Here is a 20,911-nt window from a genome sequence, read left to right on the forward strand (position 1 = left end):
AGCCAGCCTGTTTTTTACAGACGGTAGAATTGCCGTGCATTATCATAAAAAATATTTTTCAAAGCGCTAGCATTATAACTTGCCACAATATCACTATAAGCATCGATCAGATTAACCAGACTGGTGCTTACTTTATCCATGGGAAAATTGGAGCCAAACATTACCCGGTAGGTCCCGAAACTCTTGAGTGCGTGTAGAATCATTGGACTAAGCAGATCGATCATTTGCTGTTTGGTGGCCAGACGTTTATTTTTATGAAATTGATGTCCTAAAACCGGCATCATTAGTCCGGACATTTTGGTATAAACATTTGGGCAGGTAGCAAGTTCTGCAATATCTTCCTGCCATTGATAAAAAATATTGTCACGACCGGTCTGGGTCAGTCCGGTATTTTTTCCGACTTTTCCAAATATACCCGCAGGTGTTCCAAGATGATCCAGAACAATCGAAGTTTCTGGAAACTGGCGTGCCAGCTGAATCAGGTCTTGAAGCTGGGTAGAGTAGACCCAGGCATCAAAACTGAGCTGGTGTTGAGCCAACTGCTCAAATCCCTTTAAGAATTTTTTATCAGTATAAAGATGGGGCTGATCTGCCCATGCCAGAATACCTTTATCTTCATGTACAGCTCCCATTCGGCGTATACCGCGCAGCCGTGAAGAATTCTTTGCATGGAGTTTGAGAATCTTTTTAAAATTACTCTGACACGGATCAGCTGTTGCCACAATGGCACCGAGTTGAGTACGGGTTGTATCAAAAGGCAAGGATTCAATAAAACGGGTTTCGCCGACTACTCCTTTACCTCGGTCATCATGCCAGTGAGCTTCGATATGTACCACCTGCTCAGCCTGGTAGGGACCAAGATCCTGCTGGTAATTCTGGGGGAGGTAAGGAGAAGTTACATAGACAGTTTGACCTAAACTCTCGATCAGTTCTTTAGGTTTAACCAGGCGTATAACTTTGTCGAGTACAGCCGGATACCTACCAAAAACTTTAACTGCCATACGGGCACTATGTGGAGTGTTGAGTGGATCCCACTGGTGAATATGTGAATCAATAAAATTAAAACCCAGATCTTGCATAATCATTCCATGTTGTTTTTATTTCTGAATATCCTGAGCACAGATTATGATGAATCATCTTTTTATTCTAGATAAATCTGTAAATATAAAAAAAGCCCCGCAGGGCCTAAACAATGATTTCAATGGTCATGCTTGTGATCATGTTTATGAGTATGAAACTCCTCATTTTTACGAAAACGCAAATAGTTTTCAAACTGTTCGCAATATTCATCAAAGTTATCTTCCAGCATCATTTGAAACTGCTGAATCAGATAAGACATAACCTGTTCTTTCGCTTCACGCATCTCGTTGCCATCTTTAAAATTGTTAGCTGCAACCCATGTGTTAAAACGGGCCGCAGCAAATAACATGGCCGCACTAACCTGACCACGAAGTTCTGCAGGATTGGCTTTTTCACCTTTGGGAGGACGGCAAAATTCATTGGCCTGTCTAATAAATTCATCGGCACGTTCAAAGAAAGCAGCATTTAACACTTCTTCTTCGGTAACATCCGTTGCTTGAATCTTTTGAGACATGACATTTTCCAACTCAAAAATTTAATGTTCTATTATAGGCAAAGCCTTGCAGAAACTGAACCTTTGTCTTAATCTAAAAATAGCCTAAGCCTAGAATGAGGTAAACTCATGCAAGATGCCATTGCTGTACAAAGTCTGAAAAGTGACATAGCTTTATTACGCCAGCATATATGGCCACCTAATCACCTAGAACATGTGGAAAGCTTGCCTATTTACTATGGTTCAAAATCTGAAGTGGCAGAATATTATCAGCAGTGGCGAGGCTTAATCGAGCGTGCTCAAGAAATGTTCCAGCCTTTTATGGAAGATGAAATCTTAGATGCAATTCATCTGCCCAGTCATTTAAATTTACCGCTTTTTTTCTTTCATGTAGACCGGATCCGTATTAATAAAACCCGCGCCAAAGAGTCTAAAACGTTTCGCGGTGTTGCCAGTCTGGTAGAGAAATGTGGCCAGTTCGAACCTGAACAGGTATTCGCTATGAAAGAGTGGCTGGAAAGTGATGATACCGCTGCACTGGTAGCACATCGTGAGTTTATTGACCTGCGTACCTATGTATTTCAGCACGGCCAGAGTGAATATACCCGTACCCGGTTTTATGTAAATGGCATTGTGCTGAGTGTAGAACCTGACTTTAAACTGGTAGATGCCCGTGACAAGCCACGCAAACAGCGCAGTGACAGCTATAGTGATCCACTGGCTGATAACGGGGTGTGGAAAATCTACGGAAAATATCGCTAGTTAATACATGCTGCCCAATCCTGAGCAGCATTTAAAATCAATATGATATAAAAAATTTATCTCAAGACTATGACCAGAAGGTTTGAGCAGTGCAGAATTTTTCTAAAGCTTGAGCTGCCTCACGTAAAGCAGATTCTTGTCTGGCCTTAACCCAGCCAGCGGCATACCAGGCAGTAGGTTGCTGTGCAGCTGCGTTACGGAAAACCTCTTCTGCAATAATTAGATCATTATAATGCCCGAGAGCCTCCTGCACCGGACGTAGCTGCTTTAGATAGTGCTGGACCTCTTTTTCAGAATATAAGCTGCTCACAAATTCAATACCATAACGTAAGCGTTTAGCGCGTTTGCGGGTACGGTGCCGTTCTTCAGCTTCGAGCTGCATAAATTGCGATGCATCATGTACGATCTGCTGATGCATTTTCTCCAAACGTTTTTTAATCTTTTTCTTTACTTTAGTGGACTTATGCTGGTTTTCATTAGCAGAGCTGCCTGTATATGCAAAAGCCATCAGGTCGAGCAATGTGTTCATTACCATGGCTGAACGTACCACTGATCCAGCAGGATGTTCTGAATCATCAGATGCTGAGGGTAATTCAATAGTAATTAAACCTTCCTGGACAATCTGAGGCAGAATGTCTGCTTCTACTACATCGCGGTCACGTGCTGAACCAAGCTGGCTGAAGAGCTTACTCAGATTTTCTTCCCAGACAGGGTCTACAGCATCAGACCAGTTACTAAAAATCTTGAGAGCACTACGCAATCTGCGGATACCTACACGCGCCTGATGAGTATGTTCGGCATCAGCAACCTCTGCAGCAACTGCTGCCAGGTTCGGTAAAATTTGATCGAGACAGTTGGCCACGATTTTTCTTAAAACAGTATCAGTACTGTCTTCTTTCGATAATTCAATAGACTTGGCATGTACTGCTTTGGAGGCTTTTTGACCGAGCGCCAGTAGCGTGCCCCGTTCAGCTTTACTTCTAACATCGAGCCAGAGTTGATATTTCTTGATCCAGCCTTGTGCAAAATGAATCAGGCTTTCAGCAGGACCCTGTTTAAGTTCGAATTCAACTTCGTGAATAACATCAATATCATTTTGGGTACGGACTTCTCCCTGGTCGAGACAAACTTCAATTTCTGCATTATTAAAGTTAAAAATCCGGTAGATTCGCTGCACATCAGTTTCAAACTGTAATTCTAGCTCGGTTACCTGGTTCCCCAGTATATTTTCCAGAAGAGTTTGAGCTTCAGGATGTTCTGCAAAAAAATTCAGATCAGGAAGTTCAGGCTCTTCACTACATATACCAAGATCAACTTCTGCTTCAATACGATGCAGATGATTTTTACCAGCTGCCTTAAAAGTTTGAACCCAGTCTTCACCTTCCTTACGTAGCCGCAGCGCCATCCCATTTTTAGAAAGTAATCGTTCTGGTGTATCAAAGTATTTGGCTTGCAGATGAATAGACTGTGCAGTATCTGGTTGCAAAGCCTGCTTGAGTGATTTTTGTTGAGCCTCAGGAATTTGAAATTTTAATTCGATTTCCAGCATTGAACAGTCTCCGAGTTCTCAATCACGCTAAAAAAATAGTGATGTAAAATTTTAATCAGATCAGCTCTACCAGCTGAACAGCTATAAACATGAATTTTGACTATGACATAAAAAAAATAAACTACCAAATTTCCGGATTTAAAATAATATTATTAATTATTTGATTATAATAATTTATTTTTATTCATATATAAGCATATTGTATCTTTTTGCTATCTTGAATCTATGAAAATTACAATTCAAAACGCTCAGCTTTATTTTGCTCAAGAAATGCAGTAACGTGAAAGAAAATAAATAACCGGTATCAGGATGATTCCATGACAACAACACATTCACCCCATGAACTAAGTACAGAAATCAAATATCAGCTGCCAATACGTAATTATCACGAATTTTATAGGTTCTATCTGACAGAGCACCGTAATATTATGAGCCGACGTCTACATGTAGCTGGGAGCAGTACAGGTTTATTGCTGCTCGGTGTAAGTTTGGTTAAATCTAAAAAACGTTATCTTCCACTTGCTTTGCTGGCTGGTTATGCTTGTGCCTGGGTAGGGCATTTTATGTTTGAGAAAAACAAACCTGCCAGCTTCAAACAGCCCTTATACAGCTTTATTTCAGACTGGCGTATGTTTGCCGATGTCGTGCGTGGTAATTTAAGTCTAAAAGATCGCCGCTACGATAAAATTGACTCATAAGCAGAGCTGATAAAAGTCTGAAATTTGTTATACTTTATTGATATTTTTATTTAAATTTAAAAGTGAGGTTTTATGCGCGGTCTATATCTCATTACCAATGATGATCCAATTGAGCTCTTACTGGAAAAATTGGAGGCTGCGCTAGCCACTCATCAAATTGAAATATTGCAGTACCGTCGTAAAAAAGTAGAAAAAGCTGACCAATTGCATGAAGTGGAACGGATTAAAGCCCTATGCGATTTTTATAAGGTTCCTTTGGTGATTAATGATGATATTAGACTGGCAGCACAGTGTGGTCTAGGTGTGCACTTGGGGCAGACCGATGGTGAAATTATAGAGGCGAAAACTCAGTTACCAGAAAATATGATCATTGGCCGGACTTGCGCTAACTCTATTGAACTGGCTGAACAGGCAATTGCAGATGGGGCAACCTATATTGCATTTGGTGCAATTTATGCGACTTACAGCAAACCTGAAGCAGGTAATATCGGGCTGGAAACTTTAAAGCTGGCACGCCAGAAGTTTAGTCTGCCTATTTGTGCCATTGGGGGGTTAAAGGTTGAAAATGCTCAGCCTGTGATTCAAGCTGGAGCAGATCTTTGTGCAGTCATTAGTGATATATTGGCATTGCCGGCCGAAGAAATTCCAAGCCGCGTACAGGCATGGGCTATTTTATTTGCAGAGACCCAGCCTGCTATATAAGCTGAATATTTTAATTTTATTGTGATTATTAGTTGAGACCTTCCATGAGCTTATCTCCAAAGCAAGAGCAGTTATTCAAGCAAGCCAGTAAACATATTCCGGGTGGCGTAAACTCTCCGGTGCGTGCATTTAATGGTGTAGGGGGAACGCCGGTCTTTATTAAAAAAGCTGCAGGTGCTTATCTTTGGGACGAAGATGATAAGCGTTATGTTGACTATGTAGGCTCATGGGGTCCAATGATCCTGGGTCATGCACATCCAGATATTATTCAGGCAGTACAAAATGCCGCTCAGGATGGTTTGAGTTTTGGCGCGCCTACTGTTCATGAAACTACACTGGCAGATATTATCTGTGAGATTATGCCATCTATTGAAATGGTGCGTATGACCAACTCAGGTACAGAAGCTACCATGACCGCGATCCGTTTAGCTCGCGGTTATACCGGTCGAGACAAGATTGTTAAATTTGAAGGCTGTTATCATGGCCATTCGGATTCATTACTGGTAAAAGCAGGTTCAGGTTTGTTAACCAAAGGAGAAGGTGAGCCAACCTCTAAAGGTGTACCAGCAGATTTTGCCAAACATACCTTAACTCTGCCTTATAACAATATTGCTGCTTTAAAAGACTGTTTTGCAAGATTTGGCCATGAAATTGCTGGTGTCATTGTAGAACCGGTTGCAGGGAATATGAATCTGGTTAAGCCTATTGATGGTTTCCTGCAAGCAATCCGTGATGTCTGTGATGAATACAAGTCCGTATTTATCATTGATGAAGTAATGACAGGTTTCCGGGTTGCTCTAGGTGGTGCACAGGCTTATTACGATGTTAAGCCTGACCTGACTACACTGGGTAAAATTATTGGTGCCGGGTTACCCGTAGGTGCTTTCGGCGGAAAGCGCGAAATTATGCAATGCATCGCGCCTTTGGGTGGGGTATATCAGGCTGGTACATTATCTGGTAATCCGCTTGCCATGCGTGCTGGTATTGAAATGTTTAAAAATTTACGCCAACCGGGTTTTTATGAAAATCTTACAGTTAAACTCGAAAAACTGTTAACAGGTTTACAGCAAGCCGCAGATGAGATTGGTATACCTTTTAAAACCCAGCAGGCCGGCGGTATGTTTGGTCTGTACTTTACTGATCAGGAAGATATCACCAGTTTTGATTCAATGCTGGCCTGTGATGTAGAAGCTTTTAAAAAGTTTTTCCACGGTATGTTAAAACGTGGTGTTAATCTTGCACCTTCTGCTTTTGAAGCTGGATTTATCTCGGCAGCCCATAGTGATGAAGATATAACTTTTACTATTCAGGCAGCAAAAGAAACATTTGAAGAAATGAAAGCTTAACAGTTTTGAAGTCATGCAGGAACAACCCGACTCTGGTCGGGTTGTTCAACCTATTTGCTCATGTGTATTCTCAGTAAAGCAGAAATAATAGATTTTTTATTTAATCTATTCGTCAAAATCAAAAATTTCTAACGACTCTACGTAGGGTAAAATAAGATATTGATGAGCAAGTAAATGCTGTTTTAATTGTATATAGCCTATTTGACTAGACTGATAAATTTTCTTTAGTTCGTTCAGAAGTTCATCTATTTTGCTTTCATTAAACCTTGTGGTTTTAATAAAAAATAATAAACTTGCGCCTAGACCTATATACTCTAAGCCAAAATTTTGATCTAAGTGCTGAATCAGGCTAAAGGTCTCAAAAGGATTTAAATCACCAGCAAAGTAGCCATTAAGTTGTGCTGCAAATTTATAAGTTTCATTGGTAGTATCCACCAGTTTTACTTGAATAATTTCATCTAGAATCTGTTCAGGATATTTGTTGATTTTAATTAGAAGAGATAAATCCTGCTCACTATAATTGAACTTATTATATAGCCTGTTAATCTCTATTAGATGTTCAGGTTTTAAAAGTTGCTGGATATGATATTGAAACTCAAAGGGTTTGACATTATCCCAACTACTGTCCAGATCATCTTTAACAAGTTCAGTGGTATCGAAATATAGTCTGTCTTCCATGGACGCATGCATGGAAGTGTATTCACATTGTCCAATATCTTCTAAAAGAAAAAGTACTTTTTTGACAGAATTTTGTCTTTTAAGTTGGAAATATAGATCAAAGAGAGCTTGCCAGGATTTAACTTCATGAACAGTAGCAAAGCATATTAATTCCTGCGCCTCATCATTTATAAGAGGATCCTTTTTATTTTCAATATAAAGCGTGACCATAATAATATTTTTAAATTAATCTGTTTGCTTGAGAGATTTATATCATAAAAATAATGATCTCTAACTGAATAATACTAGCGTAAAAAATCCTCAAATTTATTAAATAACTGATATCTGAAATTTCTAAATTCTAATCCGGCCCATCAGTTATTATAATGAATGCTTAATTCTTCTAAAGAGTCCTTAATGCTGTACGCGATGCCCAAGAAAATCCAGCTTGCCCGATCTCAAGCCAAATGGCAAATTTCATCATCAGGCTCGGTTTTGGTACTGGTTGGACTACATAATTTAAAAATGCAGGCTATGGTTCAGAAAACTGATCTTATGAGTAATCTTGTTCAAATCAATAATAAGGCTGTAACTTTAAATATTCCTGTGGTCGACCTGTATGGCGATGACCTGATACAAGGTATGCAGCAGCTTGGTGAATATACTTCCACTCATCCCCAGTTAGTCTTCGCAGGACAGGTAACACCGATGCTCAAACAGATTCTGCCGCATCTGCAAAGTGTGACGGATCAACTCTGTATTGTGGATGATGCCATCTTGCTGGCTAATCAGGAACAGCATATTAATGGATAGAAAATATCTCGAAAGAAGGTTTGCACCATATGAACAGTTATAGTTTAACCCGGCTTTGGGATTTGAGTGCTCCATCAAGTTATATAGTTTCAAGCTGAGAAGTCATAGCTACAGTAAAGGCGCTGGAGACAAAATGGCTCAAAAGGAAGGCGCTGAAGATTAATCCATAGACTGATTTAAAATATAATGGCTTGAATGCTGTTAACATGATGAGGGTATTAAATATATGGTGTGCATGAGGATGCGAGCGTTTGTCAGGCAGATCTATTTAAATATAGTTTCCTAAGTGAATTGCTCGATTATATTTTGCAGTTAGCAAAAATTTTGGCTCTGATTGAGCAGTTTTCTTAACATAATCGGAAATTTCATCACCAATTGCTTAAATGCGCATTGTAATTATTCGCCAAGATTTCTATTATTGCCGGCTTGTTTTTAAATTCGCGATCGGAATAAAGCATTGGGTAATTTTCTAGCCGAACACCTGATTCATCGTGATGAAGACTTTATGGTAATTCATAAACCATCAGGCATACTCAGTGTTCCCGGTAAAGGTGAAGCATTGTCTGACAGCGTTCTGACACGTCTGGTCGCAATTGAACCTAAAACACTTTTAATTCATCGTCTGGATCGGGATACCTCGGGTATTCTGGTTTTCGGTTTATCCCGGCGTGGACAAAATTCAATTGCCAGACAATTTCAGGAACGCCAGACGACAAAAACCTATCAGGCGCTGGTAGCAGGGCATCTGCAAGGTGAAGGAACTGTAGATGTTCCTGTTGTTTATGATCCAGCTCATCCGCCTTTGCATATTGCAGATGCTCATCATAATAAGCCAGCATTGACACATTGGCAGGCAATTGAGCAATTCGAAATAAACGGTCAGCAGGTGACGCGTGTCAAACTGGTTCCAGTTACCGGTCGTTCGCATCAGCTTCGTGTACACATGCAGTATCTTGGCCATGCTATTGTTGGCGATACCTTATATGCAGATCTGGAGCAGCAACAGTTGATGCCCCGTTTATGCCTGCATGCCGAGCAGCTGGGATTTGCGCATCCGCAGACCGGTGAGGCTTTAAATTTCTATTGCCCGGTCCCATTTTAAATAAAATACAGATTTTCGAGATTTATTAGAGTTCTCTTTCGGGCGAGCTTTATGCCAAAATACATTGCTTAAAGACTACATAAACATACTCAAAAACTATCGGGTTTGAGTTTTAAAATGTAGTGCTAACTTGAAATAAAGGTGGAAAAATTGCAGCAGTTCGCTATTGGTCAACGTTGGTTATCAGATACAGAGACAGAACTCGGTTTAGGTGTTCTTATTGATGTTGATGAGCGATCGATCAGCATTTTATTCCCAAAAAGCGATGAAACTCGTGTTTATGCGCGAAATAATGCGCCATTGTCCCGTATCATTTTCAATATTAATGATGAAATTCAGGATCAGGAAGGCCATAAATGGCTGGTCGAGTCGCTTGAAGACCGCCACGGGGTAGTTCGTTATAATGTTGTCCGTACCTTGGAAAATGGTGAACAGGAACGCAAAGCGCTGAATGAAACCCGTGTAGGTGCCCAGATTCAGCTTTCCAAGCCTTTAGACCGACTGCTGGCTAGTCAGATTGACTATAAAGAGTGGTATGACCTGCGTATTGAAGCCCTCATCATGCAGGCACAAATGCAGACCAGTCCGTTACGAGGGCTGATTGGGCCCCGAGTCGGGCTTATTCCTCACCAACTCTATATTGCCCATGAAGTAGGACAACGCTTTGCACCACGTGTTTTACTGGCCGATGAAGTCGGGTTGGGTAAAACAATTGAGGCTGGCCTGATTATTCACCAGCAGCTTAAAACTGGTCGTTCTGAACGTATTTTAATTCTAGTACCGGATTCACTGCAATATCAGTGGATGATTGAAATGCGTCGCCGTTTCAATCTGCAATTTTCGCTATTTGACTTAACCCGTACTGCCGCGATCAAGGAACATGATCCTGAGTTAAATCCATTCCTGACCGAACAATGCATCATTGCCAGTATTGATCTGATGATTGACCATGATGACCTGCGTGAACAGGCGGTAGAAGCTGGTTTCGACTTGCTGGTTGTCGATGAGGCACATCACCTAATGTGGAGCGAGGAAGAAGGCGGGAATGACCGTTATGACCTGACTGAGGAACTGGCTGAAAAGACCCCGGGTGTGCTGCTATTAACTGCAACACCTGAGCAGTTAGGGGTAGAGAGCCATTTTGCTCGCCTACGTCTGCTTGATCCTCAACGTTTCAGCTCACTTGAACGTTTTCTGGATGAAGAAGCGCAGTACCAGCATACAGCCCAGATTGCTGAAGTCTTAATGTCTGATGAGCCGCTTTCTGAACAGCATTTAAATGCTGTTCAAGACCTGTTGGGCCACCAGATTGAAGACCAGCCTGAACAGCGTTTCCGGGCCATTCACGAGTTACTTGACCGTCATGGCACTGGCCGTATTCTGTTCCGTAATACGCGGGAGGCCATCCAGGGCTTTCCTGGTCGTGACTGCCGTCCGGCACCATTGCCAGCACCTGAAACCTGGTCAATGGACGGTAAACTTCGCGAACAGATGTGGCCGGAAGAAGGTCAAATCGATGGCGCATGGATGGAAAGTGATCCGCGCGTTGCATGGTTAATGGAAATGCTGCGCAAAGATTTGAAACATAATAAGGTGTTGCTCATTGCTCGCAGCGGACCTGTAGTTGAAGCGTTGGAAAATGCGTTACGTCTACATGCAGGTATTCGTACAGCCATGTTCCATGAAGGCATGAGCCTGCTGGAACGTGACCAGGCTGCTGCATATTTTGCTGAAGAAAGCTATGGTGCGCAGATTCTGCTCTGTTCAGAGATTGGTTCTGAAGGGCGGAACTTCCAGTTTGCATCTGACCTGATTTTATTCGATTTGCCTGCGAATCCCGATGTTCTGGAACAGCGAATTGGTCGTTTGGACCGGATAGGTCAGCAGAACCGTATCCAGATTCATGTACCTTATCTGGTGGGTACAGCTCAAGAGCGTATGTTCCGCTGGTACAATGAAGCATTGAATATTTTTAGTAATATTTCACCAGCTGCACAGACTCTGCAGGAAAACTTTATTGTTGAGCTGAAGGATTGTTTACTGTCTGATCAGGGGCAAACCTTTGAGGATTTACTGGAAGAAGTGAATGTACAACGTCAGGCACTGGAGAGTGAACTGCAGGCCGGTCGTGACCGCTTGCTGGAATATAACTCTTGTCGGCCAATTGTTGCACAGGAGATTGTTCAGGCACTTGAAGATTATGATGACAATACCACTTTGCCAATGTTTATGAAGCGTTTTATGGCTTCAACCAATATTGATTTTGATGAGCAAAGTAATGGTACAGTAATCATTAAACCAACTGATCAGATGCAGGTTCAAGGTCTGACTCTAGATGAAGAAGGCATGACTGCAACCTTCTATCGCGATCAGGCCCAGATCCGTGAAGATGCTCAATATCTGACACTTGAGCATCCATTTACTGAAAGTGTAATGGAAGTGATCCGTACACAGTCTTTCGGGAGTACCAATGTTGCAGTACTTAAGTCGAATGCATTAAAGCAGGGCTCAGTATTGCTTGAAATATGGTTTAAGGTCGATGTAGTAGCGCCAAAGGCATTAAATTTACAGTCAAGCCTGCCAAAACAGTTAGTACGTGTATTACTGAGTGAAAATGGCCAGGATTTATCTGAAAAGATTGATCCTTCGATTTTGAAACCTTATCTACATCATCTGGATGGTAATAGTTGCCGTCAGGTGGTCAAGGCACGCCGTGAAGTCATTGATGCACGTTATAAACAGGCGCTGGATATTGCCAGAGTTGCATTGCCTGAGCTTAAGCAGCAGGCAAAAGAAATTTATGGTAGCAAATGGCAGTATGAAATTGACCGTCTGAGTTATCTGAAACAGTTTAACCCTAGTATCCGGCAGGACGAGATTGAACGATTGCAAAAACTGCAAAGAGAAGGCTTGAACTTGCTTGATGGCCTATCGGTTACGCCAGAAGCAATTCAGGTGCTGGTTGTAGTTAAACCTTAAAAATATTTAAAGAAAGAGCTTCCTTGGTAGAGGCTCTTTCTTTGTATAAGTATTTTAAATAAATATTTTGTATTTATGTCTGAGGTAACTGAAACAGGCAACGCCCCAGCTGCTCTATTTCATGGTCAAATTCATATTCACTATTTAGCATGCGATAACGGTTCTTTAGACCTGCATAGGCAGGATGAGTTGCATCTACATACACCCATACATGTGATCGGGCTGGAAGGGTTGCTAAATTAACTGCTTCTAATGCTGGACGTTTGATGGCTATAGCTATAAAAGGATTAATATAGGCGTACGATAGGGCATAATCTGCCTCTTGTTCAGAAGCAACAATAATATCTGCGTCAAATTTCTCACAGTTTTGATGGATAGTTTCTAAAATACAGGATTGAGGCTGAGACAAATCCAGTTGTATATTCTGCTGCCGAAGTTTAGGGAAAGTATTGATCAGGCGCATTTCAGCTCCTTTAAAACTCACCAGATGGATTTTTTATAGCTGTTTTTACCGCAAACAACTACAATGAAAGCGTAAATAAATGCAGTAAATATTTTAAATAACCAGATTTAAACTAAATTTTTGGAAAGAAGAAAGCGGCCTATTTAGCCGCTATTTTCACTGCTGTATAAAAAGATTATCGAATTTTTGATTCATCCAGATGACGGGCGCCTTCAAGAATCATTCTGATCATGATCATAGTTTGCTCGGCAATTTCCTGCCGGTCACTTGATGGCAAATTAATAACCTGTGCACCCATATTAAACACCAGCTGTGTTATAGCTTTTGCTGCTATATCTGGATGTGCCATATTGCTATGATTTAAGCGTTCCAGTCGCACCAGATCTTCCTGGAGTTCTTGTTGGAAAAAGTTGAGCTGTCGGTCAACTGCTGCCTTATAAGATTGTGAACCAGTATAACCTTCGCGTAATAGCAGGCTGAGGTTACCTTCATCTGCATCTAACTGCTCTATAAATACGTTCACTGAACTTCGAATAATACTGCTCTGTTTCAGAGCCTTAAGACGTGCCTGGTGTAGAATCTGACGTAATACAATACCCGAACGTTCAATCAGGGCAATTGCCAGTTCATCAATATCCTTGAAATGCCGATAAAAACTGTTAGGTGCAATTCCTGCTTCACGCGCAACTTCGCGCAGACTTAAAGAAGAAATACTTTTTTGTGGACCAATCAGATTTAAAGCCGCCTGAAACAGTTCTTCCTTGGTAATGGTAGCTTTTCTCCCGACCGTACGTACAGGCATTTTTTCATGCAGAGCAGTTTCTACATGAGTATCTAGCTCTAGCTCGGCCGAAATTGAAGATGCGCTCATATATTTCAATACATTGAAAGAGTGATTCTATTATAGCGGTAGAGCGTAACGTTGTGAAACGAATACAGCAGATAAACTTATATACAAATGTATATACATGTGTATAATAATTAAAAACCACAGAGTTCAGATGTACTATGCAAGCTCTAAAAAAGCAACATTCGCCTTTATCCTTTTTAACTAGTTCCGTATTCGATACGGATGCAGCAAATTTCTGGCTAAAGAAACTAAATCCTTTATGGTCAGTTAACCAGTCATTAGGCCAGATTGTGTATAAAGAAAAAGCGGCAAATGGCATATTCAGTCTGAAAATAAAATGTAACCGACATTTTCGTATGGGGCAGGCGGGTCAGCATCATCCCGTATTTATAGAAATAGATGGGCGACGTTATGAACGTAGTTACAGCCTGCACCGTATAGATGAGCAGCATGTCTTATTAACTGCAAAACAGGTTGAACAGGGCGTAGTGAGTAACTGGCTGGCTGAACATGCTCAAGTAGGCGATCTGGTCGAATTCGGCCAACCCTATGGCGATATGATATTACCCGAAGCTTCAAATTTGGTGCTGCTGGCAGCTGGTAGTGGTATTACTCCAATGTTAAGCATGATTGAAACGTGGGCAAAGCAGCCTGATGCTCTAGCTAAAGTTCAGTTGCTGTATTGGGTTAAAGATTATGAAGATGCAGCTTTTGAAGAAAACTTTAAAAAAGTTGCTGAGAACAATGACAATTTCAGCTTTCAGATTTTTTATACTCAGCAGACAGACCAGCGTTTAAATACTGAACATTTGTCTTTGGTAAGCCAGCCTGAACAGAGCGCGGTATACGCATGTGGTCCATCAGGTTTTGTCTCTCTGGCTGAAGAGCTATTCAGTCAGGCAGTGCTATTCAAAGGTGAGGCATTCAGTTTAAGTCAGGCTGATTCTTCTGATACAGGTTTCGTAAATATTACTTTGCTACAAAGCGAGAAAACAGTCGCCATCCCAAAAGGTCAGTCTATTTTGGCAGGTTTGGAACAAATGAACCTTAAACCAAAACATGGATGCCGTATGGGTATTTGTAATAAATGTGCATGTAACAAAGTGCAAGGTTCAACTAGAAATCTTGTGAATGGTGCTGAAAGTACCGAGCCTGGAAACCTGCTGAAACTTTGTGTGAATTCCGCACAGACTGACCTTGTTATTGATCTTTGAGTGAGTTTGCATTATGAATATGTCAGTAAATTTTTCTACAGCAAAACCTATAAAAAACCAGTTTTTTAAAAATCCTAAAAATAGAGAGTTAACTGCAGATGAAATGAATCAGCTCGCCAAAGAGCTGGATGCCATCAAGCAGGAAGTATTAGATGATATTGGCGAGAAAGATGCCAAATATATTCGTCGTATTTATTCAACTATCCGCTATACCGGTGCAGCTGGACGTGCACTATTGTTTGCTGGCTGGTTTCCACCTGCTTGGGTACTGGGCACTGGCTTGTTAAGCCTTTCCAAAATTCTGGAAAATATGGAACTTGGCCATAATGTTATGCACGGTCAGTACGACTGGATGAATGATCCGAAATTCAATGGTCCGAAATATGAATGGGATATTGTAGGGACTTCTGAAAACTGGCGTCAGACACATAACTATAAACATCACACCTATACCAATATTAAGGGTATGGATGATGATATCGGATATGGCTTGTTACGTTTTTTTCCAGAACAACGCTGGAAACCAGGCTTTTTATTACAGCCCCTATATAGTATTCCATTCTGCCTGTTGTTTCAGTGGGGTGTCGCTATCCAGAATCTTGAGATTGGTAAAGTCTGGATGAAGCGCAAATCAAAAGAAGAGTTTAAAGAAGAGTGGAAACCGTTACAGAAAAAAATTACTAAACAGTTGTTCCGAGATTATGTATTTTTCCCGCTAATTGCCGGACCAGCAGCATTACCTGTATTTACAGGTAATCTGGTAGCGAATGGTGTGCGCAACATCTGGACCTTCAGTGTAATTTTTTGCGGACACTTTACCAAAGATGTGGAAGTTTTTCCAAAAACTGTTCTGAAAGATGAGAGCCGTGGCCATTGGTATATGCGTCAAATTCGTGGCTCATCAAATCTTAAAGGCTCAGAAGCATTTCATATTTTAACAGGCCATTTAAGCCATCAGATTGAACACCATTTGTTTCCAGACGTACCTGCACGCCGTTACCGTCAAATGGCGCCTAAGGTTGAAGCAGTCTGTAATAAGTTTGGCCTGAATTATAATAATGCCAGTTTAGCCAAACAGTTTGGTCAAGTGGTGGGGCGTATTGTTAAATATGCTTTTCCCTTTAAGAAATAAAGTTAAAACAGTTAGACCCACAGACATTGTAAAACCAATTCAAGCGTCTGTTTAACTCTTACAAAGGCTATCTAAAGATAGCCTTTCTTATTTTTTGAAATTCAAGTTTTATTTTCTGTAAATAGAAAATATTGATGAATATATTCAAGGTTGAGAAGTATGACGAATTAACCTTCAATGACTCTTTAATTCATTTATATTTTTTAAAGTTAATATAGGAATTTTCAGATATTTATATAAGCCTTAGTTTTCTTGGTCTCTATGTAAAAAGAATTTTTAAAATTTAATATCTAGAAAGAAAAAACCGGTGTTAGTGTATAAAAAATGCCCGAAAGAAATTAACTTTCAGGCATTATTAGCAAAAAATAGATTATCTGAACTGAATGGTACCGTTAGCATTAACTGTAACTTTAGATTCACCAGCGGCAACATCCTGTACAGGAGCAGCCTCAGCTGTAGCAAATTTTGCCATACTGCTGCGCATTAAAGGCTGGGGGAAATAATTATTGGTATTCAGGTTTAAACTAACCAGATTATATGAGCCTTTATTCCATGCTTGCGAGAGCAACTGTGCACGCTGCTGAAAGTTTTTGGAAGCTTCTACCATCAGCTCATTTTCAACTTTTTTGCGCTGCGCATCGGATACCGTAAAATTAATTGATTCTGTCTGGAATTGTTGCTGCAGTTCACTAATGAGCTGGCTGGTCATACGAAAATCTGTACCTTCCAGCTGAATTTCTGCACGACCACGCCACTCTTTGAGTTTACGACTATCATTGTCATATACCGGATAGGTTGTTTGTGAACCTGTTTCTACCTTGACCTGCGGATATTTACGCGCAATATTCATGGCCCAGTTCATTAACTGATTAATCTGTGCGGAAAGCTCGGCAGGCTGTTTACTACTTTTTTCTATAAAAAGTACGGCATGCATTTCATCATTTGAAATTTGACGGCTCGCTTCGGCCTGAATATTAACCAGGTTATAATTCAGTTTCTCATTTTCCTGAGCGAAAATATGAGTACTAAGAGCAGCAGTGGTAACTAAGGTGGCAAGAGCAAGATAACGCATGAGAGAGCCTTTTGTTCGTTTTAGAAAGTTTTATTGCTTTATATAAATATATTAATGATAACAAATGTTGAATTTTTGAAGAAATCGTAGTGGCTTTGTAATAGCCAATTCAGCATTTTATAAAAAATATTTAAGGATAAATTTTTTATTATCAGTATTTTATAAAACTAATAGCCTGCAATCGTGAGTTGACTATTAAGTATAGTTGATTTGGTAAATTCTTGAGCGTGTCACATACTCAATAGATAATTTTATTTAGTGTTTAGCCTCTACGTTTTTTCCAATAAAACACAGTTATGAAAGTACACAAAAAATGTTTTTTTTCTTTAAAAATTAGGTATCATCGCGCTCCTAGTAATAAGATATTAAAACCTTGTGTCTTCACTAGATTCTTAACAAGCACCGAGTCAAAGGACCAAAAGTCACCAGACTTATTTTCTTTTACCCTTATCAGAGATGGTAATCCGATATGAGCGTTACTTCTGTAAACCCTGCCACCAATTCCACCAACGAATATTATTTGACTCGCCAAAGTCAGATGGAATCGAATGTACGTAGTTATCCGCGCAAATTGCCGTTAGCGATCGCACAAGCACATGGTTGCTGGGTTACCGATGTGGAAGGTACAAAGTACCTTGATTGTTTAGCTGGGGCAGGTACATTGGCTTTAGGTCATAATCATCCTGCGGTGATTCAAAGTATCCAGGAGACACTTGCAAGTGGTCTTCCATTACATACACTGGATTTAACGACTCCTTTAAAAGATGCTTTTACTGAAGCACTACTGGCATCTCTGCCAGGTGGTCAGGAAGCTTACTGTTTACAGTTCTGCGGTCCATCAGGCGCCGATGCAACTGAAGCAGCGATTAAACTTGCAAAAACCTATACTGGTCGTAGCTCTGTTATCAGTTTTTCTGGTGGCTATCATGGCATGACACATGGTTCACTTGCCATGACAGGCAACCTGTCTGCTAAAAATGCAGTCAATGGTTTAATGCCGGGTGTACAGTTTATGCCGTATCCGCATGAATACCGTTGCCCATTGGGTCTAGGTGGTGAAGCGGGCGTAGACGCTTTAACTTATTACTTTGAACAGTTTATTGAAGATGTTGAAAGTGGTGTTACCAAGCCGGCGGCTGTTATTCTTGAAGCAATTCAGGGTGAAGGTGGCGTAGTTGTTGCCCCAACTAAATGGTTGCAAAAGATTCGTGAAGTGACTGAAAAACACAATATCGTGTTGATTCTGGACGAAGTTCAGGCAGGCTTTGCGCGTTCAGGTAAGATGTTTGCCTTTGAGCATGCTGGAATTGAACCTGATGTTGTGGTGATGTCTAAAGCAGTTGGCGGTAGCTTGCCACTTGCAGTTTTAGGTATTAAGCGCAAGTTTGATGCATGGCAGCCAGCAGGTCATACTGGTACATTCCGTGGTAACCAACTGGCCATGGGTACAGGCCTTGCGTCACTTCAGGTTATTCAAGAGCAAAATCTTGCACAGAATGCTCATGATCGTGGTGAGTTCTTGCAGTCTGAACTGAAAAATCTGGCAGCTGAATTTCCATGTATCGGCCATGTACGTGGTCGCGGCTTAATGATCGGTATCGAAATCGTTGACGAGCGCCAGCAGCCAAATCATATTGGTGCTTATCCTGCTGATGGTCAACTGGCTGCTGCAATTCAGGCAGCGTGTTTTAATCATAAACTGTTGCTTGAAAAAGGTGGTCGTAACGGTACAGTAATTCGTTTACTTTGTCCGCTGATCATTACTCAGGAAGAATGTGTAGAAGTAATTGCTCGCTTTAAGAAAGCAGTTGCTGAAGCTCTTGTTGCAGTTCGAGGCGCATAATTCATGGTAGATTTTGCAGAACACCGTAAAGCGTTACTCTGCAATGATGCTCAATCCATTGCTGACTATGAGTCAGCAATGGAACAGGCGACTAAAGCCGTAGCAGCATGGTTGCAAAACGATAAAATGTATACTGGCGGCAGTATCAAGGAACTCCGTGAAGCAATCGCCTTTCATCCTTCTAAAGAAGGGTTGGGTGTACAGAAATCGCTTGAACGTATGGTTGAGCTTTTTCTGAATAAAAGTCTGAAAGTACACCATCCACATTCGCTGGCGCATCTGCATTGCCCAACTATGGTGGCAAGCCAGATTGCTGAAGTACTCATCAATGCAACTAACCAGTCAATGGATTCATGGGATCAAAGCCCAGCCGGATCATTGATGGAAGTGCAACTGATTGACTGGTTACGCCAAAAAGTAGGTTATGGTTCAGGTCAGGCAGGTGTATTTACCTCAGGTGGTACACAATCAAACTTGATGGGCGTATTACTTGCGCGTGATGCCTGTATCGCGAAAAACTGGAAAGATGAAAACGGTAATCCGTGGTCTGTTCAGCGTGATGGTATTCCTGCAGAAGCAATGCGTAATGTCAAAGTCATCTGTTCTGAAAATGCACATTTCTCTGTGCAGAAGAACATGGCAATGATGGGGATGGGTTTCCAGTCAGTAGTCACTGTTCCTGTGAACGAAAATGCCCAGATGGATGTCGATGCACTGGAAAAAACCATGGCTCACCTTCAGTCTGAAGGCAAGATTGTGGCATGTGTAGTGGCAACCGCAGGTACAACCGATGCCGGTGCAATCGATCCTTTAAAACAGATCCGTGAAATTACCAATAAATATGGTGCGTGGATGCATATTGATGCAGCATGGGGTGGTGCACTGATTCTGTCTAATGATTATCGCTCTATGCTAGATGGTATCGAGTTGTCTGATTCTGTGACACTCGATTTTCATAAACATTATTTTCAAACCATTTCTTGTGGTGCGTTTTTGCTTAAAGATGAAGCGAACTACCGTTTCATGCACTATGAAGCAGAATACCTGAACTCAGCTTATGATGAAGAGCATGGCGTGCCGAACCTGGTGTCTAAGTCTTTACAAACAACACGTCGTTTCGATGCGTTGAAATTATGGATGACGGTTGAAGCACTGGGTGAAGAGCTTTATGGTTCAATGATTGATCATGGCGTGAAATTGACACGTGAAGTAGCAGACTACATCAAAGCAACTGATGATCTGGAACTTCTGGTTGAACCACAATTCGCATCAGTATTGTTCCGTGTTGTTCCAGCAGGATATCCAGCTGAATTTTTAGATGCATTGAACCAGAATGTAGCAGATGAGCTGTTTGCCCGCGGTGAAGCTAATATTGGCGTAACTAAAGTGGGGCAGGTTCAGTCTCTGAAAATGACGACCTTGAGCCCGGTAGCAACACTAGAAAATGTAAAGAATTTACTTGATCTGGTTTTAACCGAAGCTGACCGAATCAAGGAATCAATCCAGCAGGGTAGTTATACTCCGCCGATTGCCTAAACATTGTTCCTATAAAAAGCCGGTGTCTATGATACCGGCTTTTTATTATGGTGGATTAATAATCTGGAGTTTCTCTCGTCATAGATTTTTTCGTATGGAGTAATTTAGGAAGTATAGGAGGGAACTTTATTCTTGAGCATAAATTGATTCTGTTCTTTAAATTTTTTCAAAACAATGTAAGATTTTATGTGACCAATAAAATCACAAGATAATAACTTTTCTGTCACAAAGTGCGAAAGTTGCTCCAGATTTTCTGCTACTACTTTTAAAATAAAATCTGCATCACCACTTAAAGAAAAAGCATCCTGTATGCATTCTTCACTTTCAATCAGCTCCTGAAATGCTAGCTGGTTTTTGGCCTCATGTACTCTTAAATTTACATGTACCATTGCGGTAACTTCAAGGCCTAAAGCTTGCTGGTGAATACGCGCGGTATACCCGATGATGATTCCTTTCTGTTCTAGAAATTGCCGTCTGCGCGAGCATTGTGATGCTGACAGTCCAATAAGCTCACCCATTTCCTGATTGGTCAATCTGCCATTTCTCTGCAGCGCCTGAATGATTTGCCAGTCAAATTTATCCATTATATGCACCTTATTCCTTTATGATACACATATCAT

Annotated in this window: 18 protein-coding genes and 1 pseudogene; 11 read left to right on the plus strand and 8 right to left on the minus strand. The window is 41.0% G+C overall.

Translation table 11 applies throughout. From position 1 onward, the window contains the following. Window positions 1–14 precede the first annotated feature (14 nt). Both J502_RS03275 and J502_RS03280 read right to left on the minus strand, forming a co-directional pair. Window positions 15–1,079 carry an amidohydrolase family protein gene (locus J502_RS03275; protein ID WP_005015079.1) on the minus strand — a complete coding sequence of 355 codons (1,065 nt, stop codon included), beginning with the start codon at window positions 1,077–1,079 and terminating at the stop codon, window positions 15–17. 119 nt (window positions 1,080–1,198) lie between these two features. Continuing rightward, window positions 1,199–1,594, minus strand: a complete 396-nt coding sequence (locus tag J502_RS03280) for a DUF3144 domain-containing protein (protein ID WP_005015077.1) — start codon at window positions 1,592–1,594, stop codon at window positions 1,199–1,201. 108 nt (window positions 1,595–1,702) lie between these two features. On the opposite strand from J502_RS03280, the gene J502_RS03285 reads away from it, so the two are divergent. Further along, window positions 1,703–2,335 (plus strand): hypothetical protein, encoded by a 633-nt coding sequence (locus J502_RS03285; RefSeq protein ID WP_005015075.1) that lies wholly within the window; start codon window positions 1,703–1,705, stop codon window positions 2,333–2,335. Window positions 2,336–2,402: 67 nt separating this feature from the next. Here J502_RS03285 and J502_RS03290 read toward each other — a convergent pair whose 3' ends face one another. Further along, the gene (locus J502_RS03290; RefSeq protein WP_005015073.1) at window positions 2,403–3,884 is read right to left on the minus strand and encodes a CYTH and CHAD domain-containing protein; all 1,482 of its coding nucleotides are present in this window, start codon (window positions 3,882–3,884) and stop codon (window positions 2,403–2,405) included. 317 nt (window positions 3,885–4,201) lie between these two features. On the opposite strand from J502_RS03290, the gene J502_RS03295 reads away from it, so the two are divergent. The 3 genes from J502_RS03295 (at window position 4,202) to hemL (ending at window position 6,630) form a co-directional block, all read left to right on the plus strand. Then, window positions 4,202–4,582: an Mpo1-like protein gene (locus tag J502_RS03295; protein WP_005015072.1), complete on the plus strand. Its 381-nt coding sequence runs from the start codon at window positions 4,202–4,204 to the stop codon at window positions 4,580–4,582. Window positions 4,583–4,654: 72 nt separating this feature from the next. Then, window positions 4,655–5,284, plus strand: a complete 630-nt coding sequence (gene thiE / locus J502_RS03300) for a thiamine phosphate synthase (protein WP_005015071.1) — start codon at window positions 4,655–4,657, stop codon at window positions 5,282–5,284. Window positions 5,285–5,328: 44 nt separating this feature from the next. Further along, window positions 5,329–6,630: a glutamate-1-semialdehyde 2,1-aminomutase gene (gene hemL / locus J502_RS03305; RefSeq protein ID WP_005015070.1), complete on the plus strand. Its 1,302-nt coding sequence runs from the start codon at window positions 5,329–5,331 to the stop codon at window positions 6,628–6,630. A gap of 105 nt (window positions 6,631–6,735) precedes the next feature. Here the strand turns inward: hemL and J502_RS03310 are convergent, their stop codons facing one another. After that, the gene (locus J502_RS03310; RefSeq protein WP_005015069.1) at window positions 6,736–7,518 is read right to left on the minus strand and encodes a hypothetical protein; all 783 of its coding nucleotides are present in this window, start codon (window positions 7,516–7,518) and stop codon (window positions 6,736–6,738) included. 186 nt (window positions 7,519–7,704) lie between these two features. Between J502_RS03310 and J502_RS03315 the strand changes: the two are divergent. The 3 genes and pseudogenes from J502_RS03315 (at window position 7,705) to rapA (ending at window position 12,181) form a co-directional block, all read left to right on the plus strand. Further along, window positions 7,705–8,451, plus strand: a pseudogene (locus J502_RS03315) (acyl carrier protein). A 106-nt stretch (window positions 8,452–8,557) separates the two neighbouring features. Next, complete coding sequence (locus J502_RS03320; RefSeq protein WP_005015067.1) at window positions 8,558–9,202, plus strand: RluA family pseudouridine synthase; 645 nt, start codon at window positions 8,558–8,560, stop codon at window positions 9,200–9,202. 141 nt (window positions 9,203–9,343) lie between these two features. Continuing rightward, on the plus strand, window positions 9,344–12,181 hold the full coding sequence (gene rapA, locus J502_RS03325) for an RNA polymerase-associated protein RapA (protein WP_005404241.1): 2,838 nt from the start codon (window positions 9,344–9,346) through the stop codon (window positions 12,179–12,181). A 73-nt stretch (window positions 12,182–12,254) separates the two neighbouring features. Here rapA and J502_RS03330 read toward each other — a convergent pair whose 3' ends face one another. Both J502_RS03330 and fabR read right to left on the minus strand, forming a co-directional pair. Continuing rightward, window positions 12,255–12,644 (minus strand): hypothetical protein, encoded by a 390-nt coding sequence (locus J502_RS03330; protein WP_005015065.1) that lies wholly within the window; start codon window positions 12,642–12,644, stop codon window positions 12,255–12,257. A gap of 175 nt (window positions 12,645–12,819) precedes the next feature. Continuing rightward, window positions 12,820–13,515 carry an HTH-type transcriptional repressor FabR gene (fabR, locus tag J502_RS03335; protein WP_005015064.1) on the minus strand — a complete coding sequence of 232 codons (696 nt, stop codon included), beginning with the start codon at window positions 13,513–13,515 and terminating at the stop codon, window positions 12,820–12,822. Between the two features lie 137 nt (window positions 13,516–13,652). On the opposite strand from fabR, the gene J502_RS03340 reads away from it, so the two are divergent. Together J502_RS03340 and J502_RS03345 are read left to right on the plus strand one after the other, a co-directional pair. Further along, window positions 13,653–14,708, plus strand: coding sequence for a flavin reductase family protein (locus J502_RS03340; RefSeq protein WP_005015062.1), 1,056 nt, complete (start codon window positions 13,653–13,655; stop codon window positions 14,706–14,708). A 19-nt stretch (window positions 14,709–14,727) separates the two neighbouring features. Beyond that, window positions 14,728–15,840: a fatty acid desaturase family protein gene (locus J502_RS03345; RefSeq protein WP_171072011.1), complete on the plus strand. Its 1,113-nt coding sequence runs from the start codon at window positions 14,728–14,730 to the stop codon at window positions 15,838–15,840. 370 nt (window positions 15,841–16,210) lie between these two features. Here the strand turns inward: J502_RS03345 and J502_RS03350 are convergent, their stop codons facing one another. Further along, window positions 16,211–16,912, minus strand: coding sequence for an SIMPL domain-containing protein (locus tag J502_RS03350; RefSeq protein ID WP_005406196.1), 702 nt, complete (start codon window positions 16,910–16,912; stop codon window positions 16,211–16,213). Between the two features lie 469 nt (window positions 16,913–17,381). Here J502_RS03350 and J502_RS03355 point away from each other — a divergent pair, with 469 nt between their 5' ends. Next, window positions 17,382–18,755: a diaminobutyrate--2-oxoglutarate transaminase gene (locus J502_RS03355; protein ID WP_005025302.1), complete on the plus strand. Its 1,374-nt coding sequence runs from the start codon at window positions 17,382–17,384 to the stop codon at window positions 18,753–18,755. Window positions 18,756–18,758: 3 nt separating this feature from the next. Then, a complete protein-coding gene (locus J502_RS03360) occupies window positions 18,759–20,291 on the plus strand; it encodes a pyridoxal phosphate-dependent decarboxylase family protein (RefSeq protein ID WP_005015054.1) in 1,533 nt (510 codons plus the stop codon). Window positions 20,292–20,395: 104 nt separating this feature from the next. Here J502_RS03360 and J502_RS03365 read toward each other — a convergent pair whose 3' ends face one another. After that, window positions 20,396–20,875 (minus strand): Lrp/AsnC family transcriptional regulator, encoded by a 480-nt coding sequence (locus J502_RS03365; protein WP_005015053.1) that lies wholly within the window; start codon window positions 20,873–20,875, stop codon window positions 20,396–20,398. Between the last annotated feature and the right edge of the window lie 36 nt (window positions 20,876–20,911).

It is taken from the genome of Acinetobacter sp. 1294596 (assembly GCF_000582925.1).
GTDB lineage: Bacteria > Pseudomonadota > Gammaproteobacteria > Pseudomonadales > Moraxellaceae > Acinetobacter > Acinetobacter radioresistens.

Bases quoted from the DNA above. Each gene is read 5' to 3' on its own strand.
- J502_RS03295 (WP_005015072.1), top strand. From the start codon at position 4,202: ATGACAACAACACATTCACCCCATGAACTAAGTACAGAAATCAAATAT.
- J502_RS03340 (WP_005015062.1), top strand. From the start codon at position 13,653: ATGCAAGCTCTAAAAAAGCAACATTCGCCTTTATCCTTTTTAACTAGT.
- thiE (WP_005015071.1), top strand. From the start codon at position 4,655: ATGCGCGGTCTATATCTCATTACCAATGATGATCCAATTGAGCTCTTA.
- J502_RS03355 (WP_005025302.1), top strand. From the start codon at position 17,382: ATGAGCGTTACTTCTGTAAACCCTGCCACCAATTCCACCAACGAATAT.
- J502_RS03330 (WP_005015065.1), bottom strand. From the start codon at position 12,644: ATGCGCCTGATCAATACTTTCCCTAAACTTCGGCAGCAGAATATACAA.
- hemL (WP_005015070.1), top strand. From the start codon at position 5,329: ATGAGCTTATCTCCAAAGCAAGAGCAGTTATTCAAGCAAGCCAGTAAA.
- J502_RS03275 (WP_005015079.1), bottom strand. From the start codon at position 1,079: ATGCAAGATCTGGGTTTTAATTTTATTGATTCACATATTCACCAGTGG.
- J502_RS03365 (WP_005015053.1), bottom strand. From the start codon at position 20,875: ATGGATAAATTTGACTGGCAAATCATTCAGGCGCTGCAGAGAAATGGC.
- J502_RS03345 (WP_171072011.1), top strand. From the start codon at position 14,728: ATGTCAGTAAATTTTTCTACAGCAAAACCTATAAAAAACCAGTTTTTT.
- J502_RS03310 (WP_005015069.1), bottom strand. From the start codon at position 7,518: ATGGTCACGCTTTATATTGAAAATAAAAAGGATCCTCTTATAAATGAT.
- fabR (WP_005015064.1), bottom strand. From the start codon at position 13,515: ATGAGCGCATCTTCAATTTCGGCCGAGCTAGAGCTAGATACTCATGTA.
- J502_RS03285 (WP_005015075.1), top strand. From the start codon at position 1,703: ATGCAAGATGCCATTGCTGTACAAAGTCTGAAAAGTGACATAGCTTTA.
- J502_RS03350 (WP_005406196.1), bottom strand. From the start codon at position 16,912: ATGCGTTATCTTGCTCTTGCCACCTTAGTTACCACTGCTGCTCTTAGT.
- J502_RS03280 (WP_005015077.1), bottom strand. From the start codon at position 1,594: ATGTCTCAAAAGATTCAAGCAACGGATGTTACCGAAGAAGAAGTGTTA.
- J502_RS03360 (WP_005015054.1), top strand. From the start codon at position 18,759: ATGGTAGATTTTGCAGAACACCGTAAAGCGTTACTCTGCAATGATGCT.
- J502_RS03290 (WP_005015073.1), bottom strand. From the start codon at position 3,884: ATGCTGGAAATCGAATTAAAATTTCAAATTCCTGAGGCTCAACAAAAA.